This is a genomic window from Microbulbifer regidiadema (SeqCode), assembly GCF_052467605.1.
In genome coordinates this window covers 2,260,077-2,280,637 of record NZ_CP174316.1, presented here as the reverse complement: position 1 = coordinate 2,280,637, position 20,561 = coordinate 2,260,077, and the positions used below count along the sequence as shown (strand labels likewise).

Annotated in this window: 18 protein-coding genes, 1 tRNA gene and 1 pseudogene; 17 read left to right on the top strand and 3 right to left on the bottom strand. The window is 40.2% G+C overall.

The annotated features are described in order from the left end of the window. The first annotated feature begins 141 nt into the window (after positions 1 to 141). The 4 genes from ACJJIF_RS10650 to ACJJIF_RS10635 all read left to right on the top strand — a co-directional run bounded on the left by ACJJIF_RS10650 (position 142) and on the right by ACJJIF_RS10635 (position 1,348). Positions 142 to 217: transfer RNA gene (locus ACJJIF_RS10650), tRNA-Ala, on the top strand. A 443-nt stretch (positions 218 to 660) separates the two neighbouring features. Next, entirely contained in the window at positions 661 to 858 is a 198-nt protein-coding gene (locus tag ACJJIF_RS10645) for a hypothetical protein (protein ID WP_444932191.1), read from the top strand. Positions 859 to 896: 38 nt separating this feature from the next. Beyond that, positions 897 to 1,058 (top strand): hypothetical protein, encoded by a 162-nt coding sequence (locus ACJJIF_RS10640; RefSeq protein ID WP_444932190.1) that lies wholly within the window; start codon positions 897 to 899, stop codon positions 1,056 to 1,058. Beyond that, positions 1,052 to 1,348 carry a hypothetical protein gene (locus ACJJIF_RS10635; protein WP_444932189.1) on the top strand — a complete coding sequence of 99 codons (297 nt, stop codon included), beginning with the start codon at positions 1,052 to 1,054 and terminating at the stop codon, positions 1,346 to 1,348. The genes ACJJIF_RS10640 and ACJJIF_RS10635 overlap by 7 nt, the downstream gene beginning before the upstream one ends. 79 nt (positions 1,349 to 1,427) lie before the next feature. On the opposite strand, the pseudogene ACJJIF_RS10630 reads toward ACJJIF_RS10635, so the two are convergent. The 3 genes and pseudogenes from ACJJIF_RS10630 to ACJJIF_RS10620 all read right to left on the bottom strand — a co-directional run. Continuing rightward, a pseudogene (locus ACJJIF_RS10630) lies at positions 1,428 to 1,622 on the bottom strand (IS256 family transposase); the annotation flags it as partial. A gap of 51 nt (positions 1,623 to 1,673) precedes the next feature. Beyond that, positions 1,674 to 1,913: a hypothetical protein gene (locus tag ACJJIF_RS10625; RefSeq protein WP_444932188.1), complete on the bottom strand. Its 240-nt coding sequence runs from the start codon at positions 1,911 to 1,913 to the stop codon at positions 1,674 to 1,676. Continuing rightward, complete coding sequence (locus tag ACJJIF_RS10620; RefSeq protein ID WP_444932187.1) at positions 1,906 to 2,361, bottom strand: hypothetical protein; 456 nt, start codon at positions 2,359 to 2,361, stop codon at positions 1,906 to 1,908. Before ACJJIF_RS10620 ends, ACJJIF_RS10625 begins: the two co-directional genes overlap by 8 nt. 407 nt (positions 2,362 to 2,768) lie before the next feature. Here ACJJIF_RS10620 and ACJJIF_RS10615 point away from each other — a divergent pair, with 407 nt between their 5' ends. From ACJJIF_RS10615 to ACJJIF_RS10555, 13 genes are all read left to right on the top strand, one after another. Continuing rightward, on the top strand, positions 2,769 to 3,389 hold the full coding sequence (locus ACJJIF_RS10615) for a Type 1 glutamine amidotransferase-like domain-containing protein (protein ID WP_444932186.1): 621 nt from the start codon (positions 2,769 to 2,771) through the stop codon (positions 3,387 to 3,389). 1,727 nt (positions 3,390 to 5,116) lie between these two features. Continuing rightward, positions 5,117 to 5,908 carry an ABC transporter permease gene (locus ACJJIF_RS10610; RefSeq protein ID WP_444932185.1) on the top strand — a complete coding sequence of 264 codons (792 nt, stop codon included), beginning with the start codon at positions 5,117 to 5,119 and terminating at the stop codon, positions 5,906 to 5,908. Continuing rightward, complete coding sequence (locus ACJJIF_RS10605; protein ID WP_444932184.1) at positions 5,905 to 6,612, top strand: ABC transporter ATP-binding protein; 708 nt, start codon at positions 5,905 to 5,907, stop codon at positions 6,610 to 6,612. The genes ACJJIF_RS10610 and ACJJIF_RS10605 overlap by 4 nt, the downstream gene beginning before the upstream one ends. A 27-nt stretch (positions 6,613 to 6,639) precedes the next feature. Then, positions 6,640 to 7,806, top strand: a complete 1,167-nt coding sequence (locus ACJJIF_RS10600; RefSeq protein WP_444932183.1) for a KpsE/RkpR family capsule polysaccharide export protein — start codon at positions 6,640 to 6,642, stop codon at positions 7,804 to 7,806. Between the two features lie 52 nt (positions 7,807 to 7,858). Continuing rightward, positions 7,859 to 9,505, top strand: a complete 1,647-nt coding sequence (locus ACJJIF_RS10595) for a polysaccharide biosynthesis/export family protein (protein ID WP_444932182.1) — start codon at positions 7,859 to 7,861, stop codon at positions 9,503 to 9,505. Positions 9,506 to 9,806: 301 nt separating this feature from the next. After that, entirely contained in the window at positions 9,807 to 10,778 is a 972-nt protein-coding gene (rfbA, locus tag ACJJIF_RS10590; RefSeq protein WP_444932181.1) for a glucose-1-phosphate thymidylyltransferase RfbA, read from the top strand. 92 nt (positions 10,779 to 10,870) lie between these two features. Further along, positions 10,871 to 11,419 (top strand): dTDP-4-dehydrorhamnose 3,5-epimerase, encoded by a 549-nt coding sequence (rfbC, locus tag ACJJIF_RS10585; RefSeq protein WP_444932180.1) that lies wholly within the window; start codon positions 10,871 to 10,873, stop codon positions 11,417 to 11,419. A 128-nt stretch (positions 11,420 to 11,547) separates the two neighbouring features. Next, positions 11,548 to 12,423, top strand: a complete 876-nt coding sequence (rfbD, locus tag ACJJIF_RS10580; RefSeq protein ID WP_444932179.1) for a dTDP-4-dehydrorhamnose reductase — start codon at positions 11,548 to 11,550, stop codon at positions 12,421 to 12,423. 36 nt (positions 12,424 to 12,459) lie between these two features. Next, positions 12,460 to 13,599: a dTDP-glucose 4,6-dehydratase gene (gene rfbB, locus ACJJIF_RS10575; protein ID WP_444932341.1), complete on the top strand. Its 1,140-nt coding sequence runs from the start codon at positions 12,460 to 12,462 to the stop codon at positions 13,597 to 13,599. A gap of 117 nt (positions 13,600 to 13,716) precedes the next feature. Further along, the gene (locus ACJJIF_RS10570; protein ID WP_444932178.1) at positions 13,717 to 18,021 is read left to right on the top strand and encodes a glycosyltransferase; all 4,305 of its coding nucleotides are present in this window, start codon (positions 13,717 to 13,719) and stop codon (positions 18,019 to 18,021) included. Between the two features lie 31 nt (positions 18,022 to 18,052). Next, positions 18,053 to 19,054 carry a hypothetical protein gene (locus tag ACJJIF_RS10565; protein ID WP_444932177.1) on the top strand — a complete coding sequence of 334 codons (1,002 nt, stop codon included), beginning with the start codon at positions 18,053 to 18,055 and terminating at the stop codon, positions 19,052 to 19,054. Between the two features lie 2 nt (positions 19,055 to 19,056). Further along, positions 19,057 to 19,746, top strand: coding sequence for a sulfotransferase family protein (locus ACJJIF_RS10560; RefSeq protein ID WP_444932176.1), 690 nt, complete (start codon positions 19,057 to 19,059; stop codon positions 19,744 to 19,746). Positions 19,747 to 19,920: 174 nt separating this feature from the next. Then, complete coding sequence (locus ACJJIF_RS10555; RefSeq protein ID WP_444932175.1) at positions 19,921 to 20,484, top strand: sulfotransferase; 564 nt, start codon at positions 19,921 to 19,923, stop codon at positions 20,482 to 20,484. The last annotated feature ends 77 nt before the right edge of the window (positions 20,485 to 20,561 follow it).

Here is a 20,561-nt window from a genome sequence, read left to right as displayed (position 1 = left end):
TCCCCCGGAAGTGACGGCTTCCGGGAGCTGTAGCCAAAGCAGCTAACTAATTGATTAAAAAGTTATTTTTTCTGTTGACAGGCGTCTGAATCTTGCTAAAATGCGCCCCGCTTTCGACGAAAACGTCAAGCAACAAAGTTTGGGGCTATAGCTCAGCTGGGAGAGCGCAACACTGGCAGTGTTGAGGTCAGCGGTTCGATCCCGCTTAGCTCCACCAAATTTCCCTTGTTTTTCAAGGGGTTGTGAAAGAAGAGCAATCGACTTTCACAAGGTGCACATAAACTGCACACAAACCCGTACACAAACTTACGGGTGAAAAAAAGGGCCTTTAAGGCCCTTTTTTTTCGCCTGAAATTTCTCTTCCCCTCTTCTTAGATTCTTCTATTGTTCGCCCCCTATGATTTGTCGGTTTTGCCTCGATGTAATGCTGGTGTGTCGATGAGCTTAGGTGGCGGTGGTGAGTAGGGGTAGCAAGCGCATCATTAACAAACTCCAAGCGCCCTCGATAGAATGATGTGGCAAAATACGTGTCATCAATAAGCCATAAATTGAAGGATCACTTTATGGCTGGACACCCCGACTTGCCCCAGACAGATGCGCGTACTGCTTTACGGCGGTAGAAAATACAACATAAAACTCAGCTTTCACCAAGTCAAAAGTATGAAAGGACATGCTGTTGGACTGAAGTTTGAAGATTCCACTGGCAGCATGGATTCAGCCAAAACCGGCGTTTCGGTCTCTGGTCGAGGGCTTGCAAGAGCAATAGGCCTTAGAGCGGTAGAGATGCTGGGCGATTTACGCGGTGTTGATTTTTTGGCTTTTATCTTCTCACGGACGGGCTTGATGAGAGACAAATAAGGCTAAAGGATGCTCTTTATAGCATTTAAGCAAAGGAGATGCACAAAGCCGTTAAAGATATCTTGCCACACGGCATCAAGGTTGATGTCGAGGGCGGTATAGGTTGGGGAATGAGCCGCTATGAACCTCAAACACTGCCGCAGATGCAGCTCTTTCTCAAAGAGTTGGGCAAAACGATTAGGGAGTCAGCACTATGTTAGTACGATTTTATGAAGACAGAATAGATGAACTTCCCGATGATGTTGCCAAATTTTATCTGTCTCGAATGGGCGTAGAGTTTCTCGCTGAAATGACGGTGCAAGAGATTAACACGCTTATAAGCGGCTCAATGACAGGGAATACGTTAGAGGAGGCCATAGAAGAAGCTAGGCGTGAGATGGTCGAGTTGAGCGAGGAAGAAGACCGTTTAACGGATGAGGCTTTAAAGCGTTATGCAAAAGAAATGACGATTGAGAATATCGGCATGGTTAAGTTCAAAGACATGTTTTGAGCGGATATACCGAATTTGTCGCCAGGTAGGGCGGAGAAAATAATATATTTTGACCGCTTCCATCACTGGTCACCGTGGTTAGGCTGATGTATTTCTCTAGGCGATCTGGAAAGTGGATCGCTAGCTGTGACAGTGTCAGATTCTAATTTTGAGTCGGGTGTATCCAACGTTCAGAGGCTTTTAGTATACCGGCGTAAAGCAGCTTCAGTAAGCTATTCTCATTGCCGAAGCTACCCCTGGTCTTGGTCAGCTTGCGGAACTGTCCGTGTATCGCCCCACATGTGTATCTTTCTAGGCTTGGCCTCGCCTACTGATTAATCTGTTTTCAGCCTGCCAACAGGTCTAGCCCGCTTCTGGGCTGGCCGCCGTTGGCGGAGGTGTTTTGTGCGGGGGCGGTGTGCTCGCGTATGGTGAACCGGTCGGCATCCACGTAGGGCTCCCCGGCGATGATCTGGCCGGGGATATACTCGGCCTCTATCCACTCCAAGATTTTCTCTTTGCCAGGGCGAGAGCCTTTTTCGAATTGCTTTTTAGCCCAGGTGACCCCTTTAACCAGCTTACCCATTGGGCAGCCCTCTCTGACTCGCGAGGAAGTATCTCCGGCCATTTTTATTGAGTGTGCCTGCCTGTTGCAGGGCATCGAAAACGGGTTTAACGGTTCCGTGTCGAAGGTGCATATCGTTGATGATGTTGCGCATTACGGGCTTGTGGCCGAACTCTCCGGCGCTGATACGCTGGGCGAGCTGCTGCTGCTCTTCGCTTAAGTGGGTGGTGTGTTTCAGCTGTTTCTCCACTGTTTCAGGCTGTTGCAACGGTGTTGTGGCGTGTTTCGTAACTGTTGCAGCGGCGTTAAACGCGAGCAGTGCGACCAGCCCCACGATGTCGGTGATGACTGCCTGCGCTAGAAAGCCGATATGCTGAACCTTTTCCGGGTCTGCGTTGAGGGCGCCGGCCAAGCTGCTGAAGGCGCTGTTTGTGCTGGGTGCCTGTTCGATAAATATTTTTGTAATCAATGCCGTAGCAATATAGCTAAGGAAGGGCGCTGACCTTGCAGGGTTGAGGTACCCTCACTATCCGAGAGGTGGCTCTGGCCTGTGGTACATACCAGTCGCCTACGTGCTTAGCTAAGCTCTATATCTACAGTACTGTCCCGAGTCTTATAAGCTTGTAAAGACAGATGAAGCTTTGTATTGATTTTGCGTTAGTTCCATACGCCCCAATCTATCGAAAACTGAGCTATGCACGGTAGGCTTGGCTTTTTTATGGCACGATTTAAGAGTGAGACCAGATGCCAGTAAATGCTGGATGGTTTGAGATACTCTGGTTTGTACAGTGGTATCGAATAAAGCCTAACGGCTTTGAATAAATTATTTCGATATTGAGCTATCAGTCAGGTTGATACTTTAAAGGATTAGAATGTATGAGCAAACTGTTTCTAACCTCATATTTTGCTGAGGTTGCCGAGTTAATCGGGGATTGTGGGGTCGAGCTTAAAGGTAGGAGGGTGGCATTTATTCCCACTGCAAGCCTTCATGAAGAAGTTAATTTCTATGTGGAGGATGCAAAACAGGCATTTGAGCGGTTGGGCGTTGTTGTTGATGAACTGGAGATTTCTACTGCTTCAGCAAATGAAATTAAGGATAAATTGCAAGCTAGTGATTATATTTATGTAACTGGCGGAAATACGTTTTTCCTACTTCAGGAGCTGAAGCGCAGTGGGGCAGATAAATTCCTGCTGGAGCAAATTAAGCAGGGAAAAACTTATATTGGTGAGTCGGCGGGCTCAATAATTCTGTCCGCAGATATTGCCTATATTCAGGAGATGGATACTACGGATTTGGCCAAAGACCTGAAGTCCTATAAGGGATTAAATCTTGTGGACATCTACCCTTTGCCTCACTACGGTAATCAGCCCTTTAAAGAGACTGCCGAACGCACTATTTCCAGGTTTGCAAATGAGATAAACCTCCGCCCCTTCAGTAATAACCAGGTTATCTGTGTAACCGATGGAAGAGTGAAAATTTTGACCTTGGAAGCTTAGCGCTTTGCTGTAATCCATTCTGCCCCCTTTGGGACTCCTATGTGGCCACCCGACTTTATGGGGCTGGCCTTTCATGGAGGGGGTATAAATTGAGAAATCTCTGATTATGAGTATATGGATGACGCTATCTAGATAAAGCCATTGAGCGATTCCTCCCTTCTCTCTTTGGTGATCCACTCAACTTTGTAGACATTTCCGCTCCATCCTTGCTCAGTTATTGATATTTTCTGTTAGGGTTTTACTCAGAGTTAACCTCTCTCTTAAAAGCCTGTTCCAGGAGGTGTCAACTGAGTTACTTCAGGGGGATGAGTTCTATAAATTGTAGCCACTTTCATTTATACAGGTCCTGAACTCTTATGTTTCCTCCTGTTTTTAAAATAGTCTTCTTACTTTAATGATGTTTGTTATTGCGGTGTGCTTTTATATTTATCAGTGAAAATAATTGTCAAACTTCTGTCTGTGCATTCGATGAATTGTTGGGCTGGTCAAGTAAATATTCCTCTAAAGCAGGCAAGTATGAGGGTGTTGGTGTCAATCAAAAGTTGAGTGTCGACAGGATGAGTGTGCGATATCTTCAGGTGTGCAGCCCCTTGCTGGAAAATCTTGAATAAATATAGAAGCTTGGACCTATTTATATATCAGCACAAATTAGTTCATCGGCACCAGATTTGCTGAGATAAAGGTCAAATAATATCCATTAAATAACTGTGGACGCTATTTTTTCTTTCACAGTTTTTCAATAACTTTAGATTATTGATTCTGGAGGCGTATTATGACTCTTTCAAAGTTAGACCGTGCCGTAGTAATTTTAAAAGGAACGTTCGAGACCGGGTGGAGATAGCTGTCAGGTTTGATGGTGCGCCAAACTTATTTGGTTGGGTCAAGAGTAATCTATCATCACATATTGACTCACTAGAAGGTAGATTCGTAAGTCTACAGGGGGGGAGAAGAGAGTGGGGCCTAGAACCCATTGACGTTGATCACTGAGAGTGTGCAATTCGAAGACTTAACTGTATGTAAGTGGTTGAAAAAAATATCTTTTTATAAGGGGCGTCAGGTGGGTGGCATTTTATTGTCGGGCAAAAGAGATGCCGGGAAAATAAAGTTTGGCAGAAAATGACGTTATTGCAGTTGTTGCTATTAAGTCTAGCCAAGAGGTACTCTGGCGTATATAAAGCTTGCTTGTGGGATGAACTACTGCTTAGAATTCAACAGGTTGTACTTTTGTTCTAGGACTTCGGATTCGTTGTGATGGGTCTGTAATTTTTAATGACCCGTACCAATTGTATGGTTGGGGTTTGTTGGGGTGAAAACTTTTACTCTAATCAATAAGTTTTGTTTTTAAATGTGAATGTAAGGCATGGAATGCTAACGGTACTTTTAGGGGAGTATATCTATCAATTTAAAATTATTGGACAATTTTAAATTGTTTAGTGTGATTTCCAAGTCTACTTTGAAGCGATAAGGAGTTTAATTATCTTCAGATTGATGTAATGGCACGTGATTGATTTGACTGAAGAGTTCGATAGGATGCCGTGCTTATTGTTGCAATAGGCGCCACATGGAATCATCTGGGAGAGCGGTGAGCGAAACTTGGTCTAACAAAGTGGGTGTGTTAGATGTCGTTATTTTTTGTGAATAATTTAAGAATTTCCTAGTTTAAATCCCCCAAATTCATCTCTGGTCTAAAATTGATTATTTTATATGTTATAGAAGAGTAGATTGTTATGGAGTCCTCTACCCAAAGGTCTGTCTGGAAAATTCAGCGAGATGTGATTCACGCGTTATTGATGCGTGAAATGAAAACTCGGTTTGGCAAGTGGCGGCTCGGCTATGCCTGGATGCTACTGGAACCAGCGCTCCATATTATTGTGCTTGTAACAATTTTTAGCTTTATAAGAGATGAGGTCTACCCGGGCGTGCCTACCGCCTTGTTTATGCTTGGTGGAATTGCACCTTTTCTTTTCTTTAGCCATTGTGCACAAAAAGGATTAGCGGCGGTGGCCTCAAACCGAGGGCTATTCAACTATCGTCAATTAAGGCCATTTGATGCAGTTCTGTGCCGGGTATTGTTGGAGTTTTTTATTTATCTGACAACAGTTGTTGTTTTGCTGGTGCTGTTTGCATGGTTTGGTATTAGAACCCCATTTAATAATTTTTTACTTTTTGTCATGGTTAATCTAATTTTCTTCTTTTTTTGTTTAGGGCTTAGCCTGGCCCTGTGTGTTTTGGGTGAACGTTTCCCAGAAATAGCCAAATTAGTACCATCTCTTATTCGGCCTTTGTACTTTATGTCAGGTGTATTCTTTTCACTTGAGCAAATTCCTAAGGACTACCACGCCTACCTGGTATGGAACCCGTTATTACATGTGATTGAGTTGAATCGAGAGGCGCTGTTTAGCAATTTTAATGGATATTTCGGCAGTTTGAGTTACCTTGGATTTGCATCTTTGTCAATGCTTTCTTTCGGTTTGCTCTGCTACCGATCCAATTGGCGTGATTTGGTGAGAACCCAGTGATTAGATTAGAGAAGCTAACCAAATCATACCGAACTCCCCATGGTCGAAAAGTACTTTTTCAGAATGTCACTGAAAGTTTTCCAGAAGAAAAAAATATAGGAATTCTAGGGAGGAATGGAGTAGGTAAATCGACACTCCTCCGTATTATGGGGGGAATTGACTATCCTGACTCAGGAAGAGTAGTTACTAATCAGAAGATTTCCTGGCCGCTGGGGTTGGCTGGAGGCTTCCAGGGAAGTATGACTGGGCGAGAAAATGTTGCCTTTGTTTGTGGTATTCATGGAGTTTGGGGGGAGGCACGGCGTAAGATAATTAATAACGTGCAGGACTTTGCTGAGATAGGTGACTATTTTGATGTGCCTGTAAATAGTTACTCTTCAGGCATGCGCTCACGCCTTGGGTTCGGTTTAAGTATTTCCTTTGATTTTGATATTTATTTAGTTGATGAGGTAATGTCAGTCGGTGACGCTCAGTTTAAAAGGAAGTGTGGGGAAGTTATTAACGAAAAGAGAAAGAATTCTTCTTTTATTATAGTGGCGCACTCGATGGCACTTCTTAGGAAAAACTGTGATGTGGGTATCTATTTAGATGCGGGTGAATTGAGAGTGTTTGCTACTGTTGATGAAGCTATTGACCTGTATCAGGGTAAGGAGCCAAATACACAGTCGCAAAAGATAGCCGCTTCTACTGTAATAAATACATAAGAGTTAACTAGGGGTGTTAGTGATAAAATGATTGAAGAGAAATCTCAAAGCCAGCCAAATAAAATCGACCTTATTCAAAAAGGACGTTTGTTTTTTACTCGTATAGTAAGATTTAAAGATGGAGCTCTGTTCGTAATTTTGCCGCTACTGTTTTTGATTGCCTACTATCTGTTTTGGGTTTCTGAGCGCTATGTGAGTACAACGCAACTTATTGTAAAGGATAGTGGATCTTCTCAAGCAGCTTCTCCGGCTTTGGGTTTGTTAATTCCTGGTATTGGGGCAGATAATCAGGACGCCTTTTTGGTAGTAAATTATATACAATCATTAGATATGGCCTTGTATTTGAATGAAAAGTTAAATCTTGCAGAATACTATAAGAGTACTCAGCACGATTATTTTTCACGCTTGGGCCAGGATGCCACTCAAGAAAGTTACTTAAAATATTACCGGAATCATATCAGTGTTGTACATGATGAAGCAACAGGGATTATTACTATAGAAATGCAGGCTTTTGATCCGGCTTTTGCCAAGCTGCTTAGTGAAACCGTGGTTCAAAAATCTGAAGATTTTGTCAATGCAATCAGTAATCAGTTGGCAGACAAGCAGGTGTCGTTTGTAAACGGTGCTGTTGATGTGGCGCAAGTCAATTTGCGAACTACCAAGCAAGAAATTCTTGATTTTCAGAATAGCTATAAGGTTGTGAGCCCTGAAGAATTAACTAAGGGGATTAGTACAATTATTCAAGGGTTGGAGTCTCGCTTGGCAGAGCAGAGGGCTCAGCTTACCGCAGCAAAAACTTACCTTAATGCTAAATCTTCACAAATTGTTTCTATGCAAGCAGACATAGGCGCTCTTGAAAATCAAATTGAGATGGAAAGGATTCGCTTAGTGGGAATCGGAGATAATGAAGGAGAGAAAAAGCTTAACTCTCTAGGAGCAGATTTCCAAAATTTAGAACTTGACTTGCAATTTGCAACCGATGCATATGCAGCATCCCTAAAGGCCTTGGAAGCCGCTCGTATGGAAGCTTCTGGCAGGCTTAAACATTTACTGGTGGTAACAGAGCCATCACTAGCAGAAGAAGCTGAGTATCCACACAAGCTTTACAATCTGGTAAGCCTAGCTATTATTTTACTGATGTTGTACGGGATAGGGAAGATGCTGGTTATGACTATTCGTGATCATCGGATATAAAGCATAAAGTGACTATTTTGGAATCCCACCTATTTCATCGAGGATTTTATTCGTGAGAAGATTGGCACAAATGATCACAAGAAAAATGAAAAATATTGGGCTTGGGCTAGTTGTCTCATTGTCCTGTGTACAAGCTCTAGCTTTAGAAACTCAAATAATTAATGAGACTGAATCTGCGGAGATAAGTCAAAGCAAAATACCAGTTTTTGGCGAGGCTTTATTTCGAGGCGCTTTTAAAGATCAGCCATTTAGTGGGTTTAATCCGGACTACCGAATTACCATCGGGGATCAAATCAATCTACAGCTTTGGGGAGCCTATAGCTTTAGTGCCTCTATACCGGTAGACCCTAAAGGAAATATCTTTGTTCCAGAGGTTGGCCCCGTTCATGTGGCCGGCGTGAAGAATGGCGAGCTCAATGACTTTGTGTTGCGCCATGTAAAGCGTGTTTTTAAAAATAATGTGCAAGCTTACGCCAATCTTGAGGCAAGTCAGCCAGTTAAAGTTTTTGTCACTGGTTATGTGAAAAAACCAGGGCTTTATAACGGATTTAGTTCAGATTCAATTTTGTACTATCTGGATAGTGCTGGTGGTATCGATGAAGAAAGTGGCAGCTTTGTTGATATTAAAGTCATGCGTCAGGGGGATAAATTACAGTCAGTAAATTTATATCACTTTTTGGTTGAAGGAGTTATGCCGGCTCTTCAGTTACGGAATGGCGATGTTGTTGTAGTAGGCGCCAGAAAGGGCTCGGTAACTGTAGAGGGGGATGTACAACAAGCAGCGCAAATGGAATTTCTTGGGCCCTATACACAGCTTGCAGAAATATTACTGATAAGCAAGCCAGACCCACAAGCGAATTTTGCCCGCATAACGCAGGCTATAAATGGTATTCAAGAAGCTAATTATTTACCTCTTGATAAAGCTTTAAAAGAGCGATTATATCCCGGTGCTCAGATCGAATTGGTTAGAGATAATGACGTAAAATCAATTTCTGTCAAAGTTTCAGGCGAACTTAACGGCCCGGCAACCTATATTTTACCCTATGGTTCAACCTTAGATGAGTTATTAGTCCAATTGAGCTTTCGAGATAATGCAGATCAGGAGTCTATCCAGCTGTACAGAAAGAGTGTTGCGGACAAGCAGCGTGCAGCGCTGGAGCGATCACTCGATGCTTTACAAATGGAGGTTTTGACTAGGCAGCCCAATACTGATCTAGAGAAAGCTGCGCAAAAAGATAATGCGATGATGATACAGAATTTTATTGCGCAGGCGCGTAAAGCTGAGCCAAGAGGGCAGGTGGTAATCGCTAATAATTCAAATGCGCCATCAATGTTATTAGAAGATGGCGATGAATTGGTTGTGCCATTGAAATCTTCTACGGTATCTATAGTGGGGGAGGTTATTTTTCCTACATCATTGGTTTACAGCAAGAGGCGTACTCTTGAAGAGTATATTGAATTGGCTGGCGGTTTTGCCAACAACGCCAATCAGAAAGAATTAGTTATCTTACATCTCGATGGAACTATTAATCGTATTGATGGTAGTGATTTTGACAATCATTTGGGTGAGCGTCTAAGGCCCGGTGATGAAATTATGGTAATGCCAAAAATTAGCTCTAGTGAGCTTCAAGTAACAAAAGATATTACAGAAATACTGTATCGCATCGCTGTTGGAACGGCAGCTGTGTTGTCATTCTGAATTCATAGGAGGAGGGATCACACCAGATTGGCTTTCTTTTTGCAGAGTTTTAAAGTAGATGTTTATAGCATTTGATACTTGAAGGTAGTTTTTAGTCGTGAAGTGCTGTAAGGCGTGCGTAATATCAATTTTTAAATATGTATGTAATTATTCGCGCCGAAAATTACGTAATGGATGTGTTGAGGGTTCTATTAGTAGAGTAGAGTGAGCGTCTACAGATAACTCAGGTATCAATAAAGTTCAGACGAAATTGTGAAATGAAGCTAGTCAATCAAGGATTATAGAGTAGGGGGAAGGAACGATGGTTATAAAAGGATCTTCTAATCGAAAAGGGATTGTATTGGCTGGTGGGTCTGGCACGCGTTTGTACCCCTTAACTCGAGGGGTGAGCAAGCAGTTAATGGCTGTGTATGATAAGCCGATGATTTACTACCCCCTAACAACTTTAATGCTGGCTGGAATTAGAGACATTTTAATTATAACAACACCTGAGGAGCAGTCTTTGTATCAGCGGCTGCTTGAAGATGGGGCACAATGGGGGATTAATATCTCCTATGCGGTGCAACCTTCTCCAGATGGTTTAGCGCAAGCTTTTTTGATTGGTCGGGAGCATGTGGGAAATAATAATAGCGCCCTTGTGTTAGGCGATAATATTTTTTATTCACATAATTTTAGTCAAATTTTACAGCAAGCTAATACGAGAGAGAATGGTGCCACTGTATTTGGTTACCATATAGCGGATCCTAGAGCATATGGTGTTGTAGAATTTGATGCTGCTGGCAAAGCAATTAGTTTAGAGGAGAAACCGGAAAATCCTAAATCTAATTATGCTGTGACAGGACTTTATTTTTATGATAAACAGGTCTGTGATATTGCCCGAGGAGTCAAGCCTAGCCCACGGGGTGAGTTAGAAATTACGGATATTAATAAAGTATATTTGGCTCAAGAGCAATTGGATGTTGAACATCTTGGGCGTGGAAGTGCCTGGCTGGATACAGGAACACACGACAACCTTCTTGATGCTGCACATTTTGTCCAAACTATTGAGCGCCGCCAAGGATTAAAAATAGCTTGTCCCGAAGAAGTGGCTTATAGGAAGGGATTTATTAGCGCAGAAGAGCTAGAAGCTCAAATACAGCCGCTTATGAAAAGTGGCTATGGTAAATATCTGATGCAATTACTGGTCGAGAATGGCGAGCTCTCATCACTAGTTGAGCGTAGGTTTGGAACTTTAAAAAATTCTAAGTATGCTTCTGATGCTCTAGCTCTTTAAATTTTAAGTAGAGTGTCGTTTGAGGGTAGATGGCCTACTCTATTCCGAGCAATAGCTATTTATCTTGATAGCTGTAGGGGGGACAAATCCGCATGAAAGTTATTGAAACAGAAATTTCTGATGTGAAAATCATCGAACCCAGAGTCTTTGGCGATGAGCGAGGATTTTTCTTTGAGTCATTCCGGGATGATGTTTTTGTAGATAAATGTATGAATAAAGTCTTTGTGCAGGATAATCACAGCAGGTCGTCCCAGGGTATTTTACGGGGGCTGCACTATCAAACAGAACAAACGCAAGGAAAGCTTGTAAGAGTTATACAAGGAGAGGTTTTTGATGTTGCCGTAGATCTCAGAAAGAGTTCACCAAGTTTTGGGAAGTGGGTCGGTGCTTATCTATCAGCAGAAAATAAACGGCAATTATGGGTTCCTGAGGGATTTGCACACGGATTTTATGTAACTAGCGAGTCGGCTGAGTTTGTATACAAATGCACAGATTATTATGCGCCGAACTATGAACAGTCTATTTTGTGGAATGATCCGGACTTGAATATCACATGGCCAATCGGTGAGGGACAAGAGCCTCAACTTTCACCAAAGGATTGTGATGGTAGGCGTTTTCGGGATGCAATATTTTTCACCTAAACATAAAGTTATAGTAAGAATTTAAAATTATATATTAGCCTTTGTTAGGGTTTTCTAAACTATTATCGAATAATAATATTATTTATACGCTGTGAATCATTATCTATGGGCAGCTGCCTGGGGAATCTATGAAAATTTTGGTTACAGGTAAGAATGGACAGCTTGGTCGAGAACTTCAAAATCTGTGTCCTGTAGAGCATGAACTAATTAGTCTATCTCGTGAGGAATTAGATATCTCAGATAGGCAGATGGTTGAGACAGTAATACAACAATATTGTCCTGAAGTGATCATTAATGCAGCGGCCTATACCGCCGTAGATAAAGCAGAAAAAGAACAAAATTTAGCCTTTTCTGTCAATTTAGATGGGGCATTAAATCTTGCTAAAGTCTGTAAGCAATTTGGTATACGCTTTATTCATATATCCACTGATTTTGTTTTTGATGGACAAAAATCATCACCGTATAGTGAGTTAGACGAAATAGCTCCATTAGGAGTTTATGGAGCTAGTAAAGCTGAAGCGGAAATTGCTATTCAAAAAATATTCCCAGAATCAGTAATTATTCGCACAGCTTGGGTTTATTCAGCTTATGGAAATAATTTTGTTAATACTATGCTTAGACTAATGTCTGATAAAGAGCAGTTAGGTGTAGTTGCTGATCAAGTTGGTACGCCAACCTGGACAGGTACTCTTGCTAAAGTATTATTTGCTTTAGTGAAGAAAGAGGGCGCAAAAGGCATATATCATTGTACCGATCTCGGAGTTGCTAGTTGGTATGATTTTGCAGTAGCTATTTTTGAAGAAGGGAAAATATATGGCCTTATTCCCAGAGATAAAAAATTAACTATTAATGCAATATCTACGGAGGATTATCCAACACCGGCCAAGAGGCCATCATACAGTGTGTTGGATAAAAGTCGATTAACAAAAGAGCTAAATATTGAATTGCAAAATTGGCGCAACATTTTACAGCAAGCATTATCTATTAAAGCTCAGAATCTTTAAGATTATTTGAATAACTTAACTGTGATTGATATTGGCATGAAGATAAAACACTTGCTGGTAACCGGTGGTGCAGGCTTTATTGGAGCTAACTTTGTTCACTACTGGATGAAAAATTATCCGCAAGATACTGTGGTGGTTCTGGATGCACTGACTTATGCTGGAAATCTTACAAATTTGAAGCCAGTGAATGATTTGCAAAATTTTATATTTTGTCAGGGGGATATTTGTGATACGGCACTGGTTGAAAATCTACTAAGAGAGCATAGAGTTGATACGATTGTACATTTTGCAGCTGAAAGCCATGTGGATCGTTCAATCACTGGCCCAGATGCATTTATTCAGACAAATATTGTAGGTACCCATAGTTTGCTTAAAGCGGCAAAAAAAATATGGCTAGACGAAGGTTTGAATAGGGGTAAGCATCGCTTTCACCATGTATCTACCGATGAAGTATATGGCTCCCTTGGAGCAGAAGACCCAGCTTTTTCTGAGACTACACCCTATGCACCTAATAGTCCATATTCTGCAAGTAAAGCAGCGTCTGATCACTTAGTACGAGCTTACCATCACACCTACGGCTTGAAAGTAACAACCAGTAATTGTTCTAACAATTATGGTCCATATCACTTTCCTGAGAAGTTAATCCCTCTTGTAATCATAAATATCTTAAAGAACCAGCCACTGCCCGTATATGGAGATGGAAAACAGATACGCGATTGGCTCTATGTGGAAGATCATGCGCGAGGTATTGATTTAGTGATACGTAAAGGGCAGTTAGGAGAGTGTTATAACATAGGGGGGAGCAATGAGTGGGCCAATATTGATATTGTTAAACTTATTTGTGAACTGGTTGATAAGTCCTTTGTCAATAAACCTGAATTAGCAGCAATGTTTCCCGATGCAGCCAGTGCAATAAATGGTTCTTCTCATAGACTTATAACTTATGTTAATGATCGACCAGGTCATGATCGTAGATATTCAATTGATCCTAGTAAATCATTTTCTGAACTTGGTTATAAACCCTCAGAAAGCTTTAAAACTGGAATTAAAAGAACACTTGATTGGTATCTTAATAATGAAAGTTGGTGGAAGATGGTGTTAGATGGTAGTTATCGAGAGTGGATTGACTCCCAATATGGCCGGGCAGATAAAAATAAAATAGTAGAACATACTTAAATAGTTTGGCAGATTTGTCTTGTGTGATCCTGGATCACATTGACTTTTATTTCTGTGCTAAGTTTTACTTTTTATCGGCTGTTAATTTTAAACATAAGGATTTGTGAGGGATTTCACGTGTTGGCGAGTGTTTTGAAACGTAGCTCTTCTTTAAAGGTTGAAAAAATATTAAATGAAGATTTCTATCGCTCAGCCTATGGCGGAGAGGTAGGTCGTGGAGACCCAAAAAAACATTTCTTAAAAAATTTTAATAGTCTTGATTACGACCCCTGTGCAGAAATTTCTCTAAGCCGGCTAAGTAAAAAACACAAAAAGCTTTCAGTAGAAGAAATATTAAATAGGCTCTGTTCGGATGAGAAGTTTTTTAAGAGCAGCAGAAGTATTAGTTGTGCTGTCTTTAGGCATTTTAAGATTGAAGAGAGTAAATATATAGTTCGCTCATGCGAATTAATATTGGAGGCCTTTGATGAAGAGTATTACTTAGACGTCAATCAGGATGTTGCTAAATCATGGCTCCCTGCACACATCCACTATGTTTTATTTGGGGCTTATGAGGGGCGGGCACCCGTTAGCTGGTTTGATTCTAAGTTTTATCTGGATGAAAACGATGATGTTTTAAATCTAAGCCTTAATCCGTTAGCACATTATCTCGAATTTGGTCAAAACGAAGGGCGCTTCACGAATGCAGAGGAAAAAAGGACTGAGCTTGTCAAGCAAAATAAAAATAGAGTTGTGGACGAGCGAACTTCTGTCGATAAAGACTTCTATCTTGAAGTAAATAAAGATGTAAGGGATCTTAATTTAGACCCCGTTGCTCACTATTACGAGTTTGGTGAGCGTGAAGGCCGTATGCCAAATCAATATTTTGACCCTCATTTTTATCTGTCTGAATATAGTGATGTAAAAAGTTCTGGCATGCCTGCGCTTGATCACTACAGAGAAATTGGGAGGGCGCAAAATCGTAAAACCCTGTGTGAAAATAGAGATTACAGTGAAATACTAAATAATTTTACCTCTAAAAAGCGCACTGAAAAAACAGAAGAAAAGTCTCTGCCGATTTCTTTCGATAAAGATTTTTACTTAGAAAATAACCCAGATGTTAAGGCTGCCGGGGTTGAGCCATATAGTCACTATGTTTCTAATGGTGAGTCTGAAGGGCGAGCTCCTAATGAGTATTTTGATCCTGATTTTTATAAGGCTATTAATGCAGATGTAAGAGCGCATAAAATTTCACCATTTGAGCACTTTTGTAAGTTTGGATATAGTGAAGGAAGATTGGGCTGTGTTCCTGATAGGTCAAAACGCTCTGCTAGAAGTAGTCCACTATTATTTGTAGGTCATGATGGTATTCAAGCGGGATCTGAAATTGTTCTTCTTGAGGTGATTAAATGGTTTTATCTGCATACTGACCGAAAGATAAAAGTATTATTGTTAAGTCCAGGCCCCGTAGCAAATCAATATGCGATGTATGCCGACATATTCGTTCTTCCCAACTATGAGGTTGATAGCAAAGAGGATTTTGAGAGTTTCTTAAAAGAAGAGTTTGAGTTTATATACGCCAATACGGTTGTTACTGGATGTTTTTTCAAGTTGCTTAAGGAGTGCAATATTTCAGTTTCAGGGGATGTTGTTGCACACATCCATGAAATGGAAAAAGTTATCGAGGAAAATATTGACAACTTCTATCAGCTTAAGCCCCGGGTGAAACACTGGATATCGGCATCACCGGCTACAACATCGACTCTAAATAAAAAGTATGAAGTTGATCGCAAATCAATTACCACTGTACCTGCATTTATTAATCCTATATCTGACAATAAACTTTCTAGTAAGAATATAAAAAAACGCATTCGATCTGAGTTAAAAATGTCCCCAACAGCGGTTGTGGTGGCAGGGTGCGGCACTGTTTACTGGAGAAAAGGACCTGATATTTTTTTAAATGTTGCTAGGAAATTGCTTAATATTTCAGGGTTGGAGTGTCAATTTCTTTGGGTGGGTGATGGGCCTGACTTTGAAGAGATTAATAGCTCGCTGTCAGAAGATGAGCGTAAAAATATTAGATTTATTGGCTCTAGAGAAGATGCCAGTCAGGTTCTTGCCGCAGCGGATATATTTTTTCTTTCTTCTAGAGAGGACCCATTCCCTCTTGTTGTAATGGAGGCTGCTCAGCACTCAATACCTACAGTCTGTTTTGCAGAGGCCACAGGTATTGTTGAATTCGTAAAGAGTGACGCGGGTATTTGCGTAAGTAAAGTTGATATTAATAAAGCTAGCTCTGCAATTAAAGTTTTAATAAATGATAGTGATTTGCGAAAAAAATTAGGTTCGAAAGCTAAAGAAAGGGTGTTTAGTGAATATACAGCAGAGAAGCAGTGTCTAAATATATATTCTGCGATTAGAAATAATACTACCTATCTACCTTCAGTTAGTGTAGTGGTGCCATTCTATAATCATGAAAAATTTGTAGTTGAACGAGTTGAGTCAATTATCAATCAATCCGTAAAGGATATTGATATAATTTTTATGGATGATTGCTCAAGCGATAACACAATAAAAGTAGTTGAGAGCTATGCTTCTGATCCGAGAGTTAAAGTACATCAAAATAATATAAATTCAGGATCACCTTTTAAGCAGTGGAAAAAGGGCATGTCATTAGCTTGTAGTGAGCTAATATGGATTGCTGAAGGGGATGACTCTTCTAGTAATAATTTTCTTGAGGTGTTGCTTCCATACTTTGATGATCCAATGATGTGTATTGCTAGTGCGAAGACACAAATAATTAATGAAGCTGGTGATGTTGTCGAAGGAGCTTTAGATCCATATTTAAATAGTGCATACCCTGAAAAGTTTAATCAAAGCTATATTAGTGATGGGTTTAAAGAGGTAAATGAGTCTCTGGGGGCCATGTGTACTTTGGTAAATGCCAGTGGTCTACTTATACGTAAAGCTTCAATTACTGAGCCTATGCTTAATGAAGCTGGTCAGTTTAAAATGTGTGGTGATTGGTATGTTTACCTAAGCACCTTAAAAGAGGGGAAGATATCTTATGATGTTCGCGCTGAAAATTATTTTAGAAGACATTCTTCCTCGGCTGTCCATAAGATTGAGGGCTCAAAGATATACTTTGATGAGCGAATAAAAATAGCGAAATATGTTTTTGAAAACTATAACGTTAGTGTAAATCTCGCAAGAAAGGCTATAAAAACAATTGATGGCGAGTGGGATAGGTTTAAGGGGCGGCATAAAGGAAAAAATAAATCTGATATTTTTGATGTAAATGATCTGCTTAAATATTTCAGGTCGCCTAGTAAAAGTCTACACGTGGCATTTTACGTTCACGGGATGTTGTTCTCAAAGGGGGGGATTGAGAAACTTGCTGCTGATATTTCTAATAGGCTTGTGCAGGATGGTTACAAGGTAACTATTTATTGCAGAACTTGGGATAATGCTAAGCCAGTGTATCCCCTCTTTGAGTCTGTAGAGGTTAAGGGTATTTTTGATGAAACTCAGCAGGGCGATACTATACCCCTAATGAGGAAAGATTTATTGAGCTCCGGGGTTGATGTTTTTATCCCTATGCTGTCAGAGTGGATTTTTGAGCCCGTCATTGCTGCCGCAGAAAGCACAGGAATTCCTGTTATCGCATCAGAGCATAATGATCCGGATAAAATTGTGGAGTTGTGGTGGGATAAAAATAAAAGGATTGAAACTTTTTCTAAGGTTGAACGTATACATTTGATATTGGATCAGTTTTCTAGCTCTATCCCTGATTCGTTAAAACATAAAGTGGAGATTATCCCTAATTTTGTTAAGCCCTTAGGGGATAACTTGGAAAAACCTCAGCGAGAGAAGATTATTATTGCAGTTGGCCGGTTGACGAAACAAAAAAGAATTGATCGGTTAGTAGATGCATTTTCGCTTATAGGGAGTAAGTATCCAGACTGGCAGGTTCATGTTTATGGTGAAGGTGAATTGAGAGGGGAGCTTCAAACTAGAATTTTAAATAAAAAAATTGAGGATCAATTCTTTCTGAAGGGGAGTACTGACAAGATAGATGAAAAATATCTATCAGCCTCAATTTTTGTAATCCCTTCAGAGTTTGAGGCTTTTGGTATTGTTGTAGCTGAAGCTCAGCAGTGCGGCTTGCCATGTATTGGCTACGCAAGCTGCAATGGCCCTAATATGTTAATAGAGCACGGAGTAAACGGATTTATTTCTAATGATAGTTATAAATTAACACAAGTAAAAAATCTATCTCAAGATATAGAACGTTTAATTATTGACTCATCACTAAGGGATGTTTTTGGGCAGAAGGCGAGAGAAAGTGTTGTTAAATATGAGATTGAGAATGTGATAGTGCGATGGAAAGATATTATTAACTCAGTTTCGAGTTCTAAATCATTGGGTCATTCTAGTAATTAATAGTAACGATAAGTTATCGGCGGAATTATATATGAAAGAGTTAATTGTTCATGCAGGCATGCCTAAAAACGGCTCTAGTGCTATACAAGTGATGTTTGCCAAGAATCGTGACAGGTTACTGGAGCTGTCCCTTGATTACTTTGATATAGGTGAGTTCGAGTCAGGAAAATCCGGAGCAATAACTTCGGGTAATGGCGCACTTATTTCTCGATCGCTTTTAGGTGCTAATCATGAAGCCTATTATTCCGATCCCGATAATAAAATTTTTTCGGAGTTAAAGCAGAAAATAATTAATAGCCCCGCTGAAATTGGTATTCTGTCATCTGAATTTTTCACAAATATTTCAGAAAAATCACTCGCCATCCTGAAGAAGTTTTGTGATGAGTTAGGGGTAAGGTTAAAGTACTTTTATTACGTAAGACGGCAGGATCAATTTCTAATGTCTGGCTATATGCAGAGAGTTAAGCGTCATGGGAGTGTGGATTTCCCGGAAGATTTTATCAGGTCAACTTATAAAGGGGTAGGTTTCTTAAATTATTTTTCCTTCACAGCAAGAATTGAGGATGTTTTGGGGGAGGGTAATGTGATAGTTAGAAACTTTAATGTTGGTAGAAAACATGCTAAAGGGCTTGCTGGTGATTTTATTGAGGCGGTTATAGGTAAGGGTGATCATATTGAATTTCGCAATGAAGTTATAAATGTAAGTCCAAGCCCTAAAGAAATTAAGACATTAATTTTACTTAATAAGTTTTCGCCCTCCCATAGGTTTACAGATGAATTGGTGCGCAATAGCGCAAAATATAGTCGGGCCTCGGTTGGGGGGGTTCATACTATTTTAAATCCAGATACATGCAAAGAAGTTTTGGATTATTTTTCAGATCAAAATGATCTTTTCATAGATAAATATTTCCCTAATGGTCATGAGTTTGATCAAGAAATAGTAGGAGATTATGTTGATTTGCGAGATATAAAAATAGAGGTAGAGGATGTACTAGAGATACTGGGCGCACTACTGGTGAAACTGTATAAATAATTATGAATCCAATCCTATTCCTTCATATAAGTAAGACTGCTGGCTCTGCATTAAAGAGTGCTATCTTTAATGCTTTTCCAGAAAGAAAATGCTCCCACTTGATCTTTGAAGATGAAGTTCGGCGAGAAATTTCAGGTGGGCTGCGTAGTAATATTTATGCAGCTCATGTTGGCTTCGATACGGCTAAGCGAATGAACGCTGATGTGGTGACTGTTTTAAGGGAGCCCGTTTCTCGACTTAATTCTCTTTTTAATTTTTGGCACAATCGGGTGCCGAAGAAAGATCCTGCTGGGGTTTTTGAATTGGTTGGATCAATGGAGCCAAGACAATTTTTTCAATCAAAAGATGGAAGAATATTGGTTGGAAGAAATAATTGCCAAACATTTCAACTTGCCCTGTCTCACAATAAATTTGGGCGTGAAAAACTTTCTAGTTTTTCTGATGAAGATATCCTTGACTTGGCGCTAGAAAACTTAAGGAAATGTAAGGTGGTTGGCTTTGTCGAAAGGATGGGTGATTTTGAGAAAAGATTTTTTCAGCATTTTGGTCGGGAAATTAGTGTACCCAAGGAAAATGTATCAAAAAAAACATATAAGAGCTTTGCTTTTGATCATGAGGTAAGGCCACTGTTGTATGAGTCAGTGTACCTTGATATGCAGTTGTACTCATCTGCAGCAAAAGAATTCATTTGATTTTTATTTATAGTTGAGTTGTACCAAGTTCTCGCGTTAGTCTTTAGGTTTTTGTGTCGACCAGTGAGGTGTGACACATTTCGATATTGTGATGTTTGAGCTGAGTTTTTAAGAGTCTCAATAATATTTTTTTATTTCAATGCTCTGCTTGAGCTGGTAATAATTTTAAGCGGTATGAAAGTATTTCAAATTGGATTTAATAAATGTGGTACAACGAGCTTGAGCCACTTCTTCTTAAGGAATGGATATAAGTCAGTTCATTGGGATTATGGCAATCTAGCCCTTAAAATCGAAGAGAATTTTAAGTCTGGGCGACTATTGTTGGAGGGTTACGAGCAGTATAATTTTTATGGTGATATGGAGATGGTTTCCAGCAGGTATATCTATGCATTTGAGAAATATTATAAGCAGCTTGACCATCAATACCCTGGTTCATTTTTCATATTGAACAATCGTCCTATTGAGAGGTGGGTAGAGAGCCGTAAACGGCACGGTAATGGAACGTATCTTGAGCGCTTCAAAAAAATTTATCGATGTAATGAAGAGGAAGTTATTCGGCGCTGGGAGTACGAATGGTACCGGCATCACTCGAACGTTTTAAAATATTTTTATGGTCGAGATAATTTCCTATTATTTAACATTGAGACTGATAGTGGGGAGAAATTAATAGATTTTATTGGTGAGCCTGACCTAAAGGCTTCATATTACCGTCATACAAATAAAACTGAAGATCAATGATGGTAGCATGGAATTTTGTGTTTTTGTTTTTAGGGGGTTTAAGGTGCATGTTGGATTTTAAGTTATAGGTATTTGGG

Excerpts from the sequence above, each read along its gene's own strand:
- ACJJIF_RS10625 (WP_444932188.1), bottom strand. The coding sequence starts at position 1,913 with ATGGGTAAGCTGGTTAAAGGGGTCACCTGGGCTAAAAAGCAATTCGAA.
- rfbC (WP_444932180.1), top strand. The coding sequence starts at position 10,871 with ATGAAAGTTATTGAAACAGAAATTTCTGATGTGAAAATCATCGAACCC.
- ACJJIF_RS10635 (WP_444932189.1), top strand. The coding sequence starts at position 1,052 with ATGTTAGTACGATTTTATGAAGACAGAATAGATGAACTTCCCGATGAT.
- ACJJIF_RS10610 (WP_444932185.1), top strand. The coding sequence starts at position 5,117 with ATGGAGTCCTCTACCCAAAGGTCTGTCTGGAAAATTCAGCGAGATGTG.
- rfbB (WP_444932341.1), top strand. The coding sequence starts at position 12,460 with ATGAAGATAAAACACTTGCTGGTAACCGGTGGTGCAGGCTTTATTGGA.
- ACJJIF_RS10600 (WP_444932183.1), top strand. The coding sequence starts at position 6,640 with ATGATTGAAGAGAAATCTCAAAGCCAGCCAAATAAAATCGACCTTATT.
- rfbD (WP_444932179.1), top strand. The coding sequence starts at position 11,548 with ATGAAAATTTTGGTTACAGGTAAGAATGGACAGCTTGGTCGAGAACTT.
- ACJJIF_RS10640 (WP_444932190.1), top strand. The coding sequence starts at position 897 with ATGCACAAAGCCGTTAAAGATATCTTGCCACACGGCATCAAGGTTGAT.
- ACJJIF_RS10555 (WP_444932175.1), top strand. The coding sequence starts at position 19,921 with ATGAAAGTATTTCAAATTGGATTTAATAAATGTGGTACAACGAGCTTG.
- ACJJIF_RS10615 (WP_444932186.1), top strand. The coding sequence starts at position 2,769 with ATGAGCAAACTGTTTCTAACCTCATATTTTGCTGAGGTTGCCGAGTTA.
- rfbA (WP_444932181.1), top strand. The coding sequence starts at position 9,807 with ATGGTTATAAAAGGATCTTCTAATCGAAAAGGGATTGTATTGGCTGGT.
- ACJJIF_RS10560 (WP_444932176.1), top strand. The coding sequence starts at position 19,057 with ATGAATCCAATCCTATTCCTTCATATAAGTAAGACTGCTGGCTCTGCA.
- ACJJIF_RS10565 (WP_444932177.1), top strand. The coding sequence starts at position 18,053 with ATGAAAGAGTTAATTGTTCATGCAGGCATGCCTAAAAACGGCTCTAGT.
- ACJJIF_RS10645 (WP_444932191.1), top strand. The coding sequence starts at position 661 with ATGAAAGGACATGCTGTTGGACTGAAGTTTGAAGATTCCACTGGCAGC.